General features: G+C 64.7%; 4 protein-coding genes. 3 read left to right on the forward strand and 1 reads right to left on the reverse strand.

Annotation, left to right across the window (positions count from 1 at the left end):
* Window positions 1-373, reverse strand: a 373-nt coding sequence (locus tag ABZE94_RS19805) for a GntR family transcriptional regulator (protein WP_372877690.1), incomplete at its 3' end; no start/stop codon positions are given.
* A gap of 314 nt (window positions 374-687) precedes the next feature.
* Here ABZE94_RS19805 and ABZE94_RS19810 point away from each other — a divergent pair.
* The 3 genes from ABZE94_RS19810 to ABZE94_RS19820 form a co-directional block, all read left to right on the forward strand.
* Window positions 688-2,382, forward strand: coding sequence for an L-lactate permease (locus ABZE94_RS19810; RefSeq protein WP_372877692.1), 1,695 nt, complete (start codon window positions 688-690; stop codon window positions 2,380-2,382).
* A 110-nt stretch (window positions 2,383-2,492) separates the two neighbouring features.
* A complete protein-coding gene (gene lldD / locus ABZE94_RS19815) occupies window positions 2,493-3,638 on the forward strand; it encodes an FMN-dependent L-lactate dehydrogenase LldD (RefSeq protein ID WP_372877694.1) in 1,146 nt (381 codons plus the stop codon).
* A gap of 43 nt (window positions 3,639-3,681) precedes the next feature.
* On the forward strand, window positions 3,682-5,742 hold a 2,061-nt coding region (locus ABZE94_RS19820), incomplete at its 3' end, for an FAD-binding and (Fe-S)-binding domain-containing protein (protein ID WP_372877696.1).

Genomic DNA, 5,742 nt, shown 5'->3' on the forward strand with positions numbered 1-5,742 from the left:
GGCGATCCAGCTCGGTGGCGCGCTGCGCCGCATAAAACGCGCAAGAACCTTCCAGGGTGTGGCGAAACTCCAGCAGATCGCGCTGGGCCTCCGGATTGCTCTCCAGCAGCTGCAACAGCGGATCGCTGAAGGTGGAACCGAGTGACTCGGCGACATAGTTGCCGCCGCCCTGGCGACTGACCAGCAGGCCCTTGGCCGCCAGTTTCTGAATCGCCTCACGCAATGACGGGCGCGACACACCGAAGCGCTCGGCCAGCGCGCGTTCGGCGGGTAGCCGCTCGCCCGCCCGCAACGTGCCTTCCAGAATCATGGTTTCCAGCTGAACGACGATATCGTCCGACAAACGGCGCTGGTGCACCTGACCTACTTCCATAACCCGAACCTCACTGGTTTGACCACCTGCAACGCCCTTCTCAGGCATGTGTAGAGCAAGCCTATAGCGGTGCAGAACCCCTTACAAGAACAGGGTATCCGACCAAAGTAGCAAGTCTGCTAATTGACAGTGGCAAGCATCCACTTTTACTCTGGCCACGCTGAACTGTAAATTGGTATTACCAATTTACCTGAATCCAAAACAATTCCAAGAATCTCACGAGGTCTCCCATGCCGGTCATCGCCAAACCACTTGCCGCACCGCTGCATCCGCATACACCCATGCGCATTGCGCGCCGCTAAGGAGAGACCGACATGTCACTTGGTCTTCTTGCCCTACTCGCCTTTTCTCCGATACTGCTGGCAGCCATTCTGCTGATTGGCCTGCGCTGGCCGGCCAAGCACGCCATGCCGCTGGTCTACCTTGTAACCGCCGCCATCGGCCTGTTCGCCTGGGAGATGAGCTTCAACCGCGTACTCGCCTCGACCCTGCAAGGCCTGCTGATTACCCTGAGCCTGCTGTGGATCATTTTCGGCGCCATCCTGCTGCTCAACACCCTCAAGCACTCCGGCGGCATCACCGCGATCCGCGCCGGCTTCGCCATTATCAGCCCGGACCGACGAATTCAGGCGATCATCATTGCCTGGCTGTTCGGTTGCTTTATCGAAGGTGCTTCCGGCTTCGGTACGCCGGCGGCGATTGCCGCACCGCTGCTGGTGGCCATCGGCTTCCCGGCCATGGCCGCGGTCATGCTTGGCATGCTGGTACAGAGCACGCCGGTGTCATTCGGCGCGGTGGGCACCCCGATCATCGTCGGGGTCAGCACCGGCCTGGATTCGGCCACCATCGGCGCGCAGCTGCTCGAGCAAGGCTCGTCCTGGGCGCAGTTCCTGCAGCTGATCACCAGTGAAGTGGCGATCATCCATGCCATCGTCGGCACCATGATGCCGCTGATCATGGTGCTGATGCTGACGCGCTTCTTCGGCAGCGAAAAAAGCTGGAAAGCCGGTTTCGAAGTCCTGCCGTTCGCGATTTTCGCCGGCCTGGCCTTCACCATCCCCTACGCCTTCACCGGGGTGTTCCTCGGCCCGGAATTTCCGTCGCTGGCCGGCGGCCTGATCGGCCTGGCGATTGTCACCAGCGCCGCACGCCTGGGCTTTCTGCTGCCGAAAACCACCTGGGACTTCGCTCCGGCGGACAAATGGCCGAGCGAATGGCTGGGCACCATCGAAATGAAGCTGGACCAACTGACCGCCAAGCCCATGAGCTCCCTGCGCGCCTGGCTGCCCTACGTGCTGGTCGGTGTCCTGCTGGTGATCAGCCGAGTCGTGCCGCAAGTCGGTGCCGCCCTGAAAGCGGTGGTGGTGAACTTCCCCGACCTGCTCGGTGAAACCGGGGTCAGCGCCAGTTTCATGCCGCTGTACTTGCCGGGCGGCATCCTGGTGGCCGTGGTCACCGCCACCTTCTTCTTCCACGGCATGAAGCTGCGCGACCTCGGCTCGGCGGTCAAGGAATCCTCCGGGGTGCTGCTCAGCGCCGGTTTCGTCCTGCTGTTCACCGTGCCTATGGTGCGCATCCTGATCAACTCGGGGGTCAATAGCGCCGACCTGGCAAGCATGCCGATCCTGATGGCTCGCTGGGTGGCCGAGAGCGTTGGCGGCATCTATCCGCTGCTGGCACCGAGCATCGGTGCTCTGGGCGCCTTTATCGCCGGTTCCAACACCGTCAGCAACATGATGTTCAGCCAGTTCCAGTTCGGCGTAGCCACTAACCTGGGCATTTCCAGCGCACTGATCGTCGCGGTGCAGGCGATTGGAGCCGCCGCCGGCAACATGGTCGCCATCCACAACGTGGTGGCCGCCTCCGCCACGGTCGGCCTGCTCGGCCGCGAAGGCAGCATCCTGCGCAAGACCATCTGGCCTACGCTGTACTACGTGCTCTTTACCGGCGTGATCGCCCTGATCGCGATCTACCTGTTGGGCGCTGGCGATCCGCTGCTCGCTGGCTGACCGACGCCAACTTTTCACGACCCCGTATACCCGGCCAGACCGACCCCTCATAGTTGAGGGGCCGGTCTGTGCGGGCGAGAACAGCCTGCTCCTGGCAAAGGATGAATCCGATGATCATTTCCGCCTCCACCGACTACCGCGCGGCGGCACAGCGCAAGCTGCCGCCGTTCCTGTTCCACTACCTCGACGGCGGCGCCTACGCCGAACACACGCTACGGCGCAACGTCGAGGACCTGGCCGACATCGCCCTGCGCCAGCGGGTGCTGCGCAACATGGCCGAGTTGAGCCTGGAAACCCGCCTGTTCAACGAAACCCTGTCGATGCCCGTGGCGCTCGCCCCGGTCGGCCTGACCGGCATGTACGCGCGGCGCGGCGAGGTGCAGGCGGCCAAGGCGGCGGCGGCCAAGGGCATCCCCTTCACCCTGTCGACCGTATCGGTGTGCCCGATCGAAGAGGTGGCGCCGGCCATCGACCGGCCGATGTGGTTCCAGCTCTACGTCCTCAAGGATCGCGGCTTCATGAAGAATGCGCTGGAGCGGGCCAAGGCCGCCGGCGTGACCACCCTGGTGTTCACCGTCGACATGCCGGTACCGGGCGCCCGCTATCGCGACGCCCACTCCGGCATGAGCGGGCCGAATGCGCCGCTGCGCCGCATCATCCAGGCCATGACCCATCCGAGCTGGGCCTGGGACGTCGGCCTGCTGGGCAAGCCCCACGACCTGGGCAATATCTCCGCCTACCGCGGCAGCCGCACCGGCCTGGCGGACTACATCGGCTGGCTCGGCGCCAACTTCGACCCGTCGATCTCGTGGAAGGACCTGGAATGGATCCGCGAGTTCTGGGACGGCCCGATGGTGATCAAGGGCATCCTCGACCCACAGGACGCCAAGGACGCGGTGAGCTTCGGCGCCGACGGCATCGTCGTCTCCAACCACGGCGGCCGCCAGCTCGATGGCGTGCTGTCGAGTGCACGGGCGCTGCCGGCCATCGCCGACGCGGTCAAGGGCAACCTGGCGATCCTCGCCGACTCGGGTATTCGCACCGGCCTGGATGTGGTGCGCATGATCGCCCTCGGCGCCGACACCGTGATGCTCGGTCGCGCCTTCATCTACGCCCTGGCCGTCGCCGGCGGTGCAGGCGTAAGCAACCTGCTCGACCTGATCGAGAAAGAGATGCGCGTGGCCATGGTCCTGACCGGCGCCAAGTCGATCAGCGAAATCAGCGCCGAGTCGCTGGTGCGTGAACTGGGTCGCTGAGCCGCTAACTACACACCTGTACTGAGAATAACCCGGAGCGCCCATGAGCCTGCCCGCCGCCTTCCTTGCCGCCGTCAAGCGCCTGATCCCCCGCGAGCGGCGTTTCGACGACCCGCTGTCGACCCTGGCCTTCGGCACCGATGCCAGCTTCTACCGGCTGATTCCACAGCTGGTGATCCGGGTCGAGTCCGAGCTGGAAGTGGTCGCCCTGCTCAAGCTGGCTAGCGCCGAACAAGTGCCGGTGACCTTCCGCGCCGCTGGCACCAGCCTGTCCGGCCAGGCGATCAGCGACTCGGTATTGATCCTGCTGGGCGATAACTGGAATGACCGGGAAATCCGTGGCCAGGGCCGGCAGATTCGCCTGCAACCTGGGGTAATCGGCGCCCAGGCCAACGCCGTGCTGGCGCCCTTTCAGCGCAAGATCGGACCCGACCCAGCCTCGATCAATGCCTGCAAGATCGGCGGCATCGTCGCCAACAACGCCAGCGGCATGTGCTGCGGCACGGCCCAGAACAGCTACCACACCCTGGCCGGCATGCGCCTGGTGCTGGCCGACGGCACGGTGCTGGATAGCGAAGACCCGCAGAGTGTGGCGGCGTTCGAAACCAGCCACGCCGAACTGCTCGAGCAACTGGCCGAACTGGGCCGGCAGACCCGCGCCGATGGCGCGCTGGCCGCCAAAATCCGGCATAAATACCGACTGAAGAACACCACCGGGCTGTCGCTCAACGCCCTCGTCGATTTCGACCGGCCACTGGATATCCTCAGCCACCTGATGGTCGGCTCAGAAGGCACCCTGGGCTTTATCAGCGCGGTAACCTACGACACGGTGCCCGACCACCCACACAAGGCCAGCGCCCTGCTAGTGTTCCCCGATGTGGAGAGCTGCTGCCGCGCGGTGACCGTGCTCAAGCTGCAGCCGGTATCCGCGGTGGAGCTGCTGGACAGGCGCAGCCTGCGTTCGGTAGAGAACAAGGCGGGCATGCCGGAGTGGGTGAAGAGCCTGTCGGATGGTGCCTGCGCCTTGCTGATCGAATCCCGCGCCGCCAGCCAGAGCCTGCTGCATGAACAGCTCGCGCTGATCATGGCCTCGGTCAGCGAGTTCCCCCTGGAGAAGCGCGTCGACTTCAGCGAAGACCCGGCCGTGTACAACCTGCTGTGGAAGATCCGCAAGGACACCTTCCCCGCCGTTGGCGCAGTGCGCCAGACCGGCACCACGGTGATCATCGAGGACGTGACCTTCCCCATCGAACAGCTCGCCGAAGGGGTCAATCGCCTGCTCGCGCTGTTCGACAAGCACCACTACGACGAGGCGATCATTTTCGGCCACGCCCTGGAAGGCAACCTGCACTTCGTCTTCACCCAGGGCTTCGACGACCCGCTGCAAGTCGCCCGCTACTCGGCATTCATGGATGAGGTGACGCAACTGGTGGCGGTCGAGTTCGGCGGCTCGCTCAAGGCCGAGCATGGCACCGGGCGCAACATGGCCCCCTTCGTCGAACTGGAATGGGGCGCGGATGCCTACCAGTTGATGTGGCAGCTCAAGCGCCTGTTCGACCCGCACGGCATTCTCAATCCGGACGTGGTACTCAGCACAGACCCCGATATCCACCTGAAAAACCTCAAGCCGCTACCCGCCGCCGACGTGATCGTCGACAAGTGCATCGAGTGCGGCTTCTGCGAGCCGGTCTGCCCGTCCAAGGGGCTGACCCTGAGTCCGCGCCAGCGCATCGTCATCTGGCGCGACATCCAGGCGAAAAAGCGCGCGGGCATCGACACCGCCGCACTGGAGCGCGACTACCGTTATCAGGGTATCGACACCTGCGCCGCCACCGGCCTGTGCGCCCAGCGCTGCCCGGTGGGGATCAACACCGGCGACCTGGTACGCAAACTGCGCGCCCGCACGGCGACTCATCAGGGCAGCGCCAGCTGGCTGGCCGAACACTACGCCACCGCCCTGAAGGGCGCCCGCCTGAGCCTGATGGCCGTCAATACGGTGCGCAAGGTGCTCGGCGCGCCCTTGCTGGCGAAAACCTCGACGGGCCTGCGCAAGGTCTCCGGCAACCGTCTGCCGCAGTGGACGCCGGCCATGCCACAAGCCGTA

Source organism: Pseudomonas sp. (assembly GCF_041601375.1).
Classification (GTDB): Bacteria; Pseudomonadota; Gammaproteobacteria; order Pseudomonadales; family Pseudomonadaceae; genus Aquipseudomonas.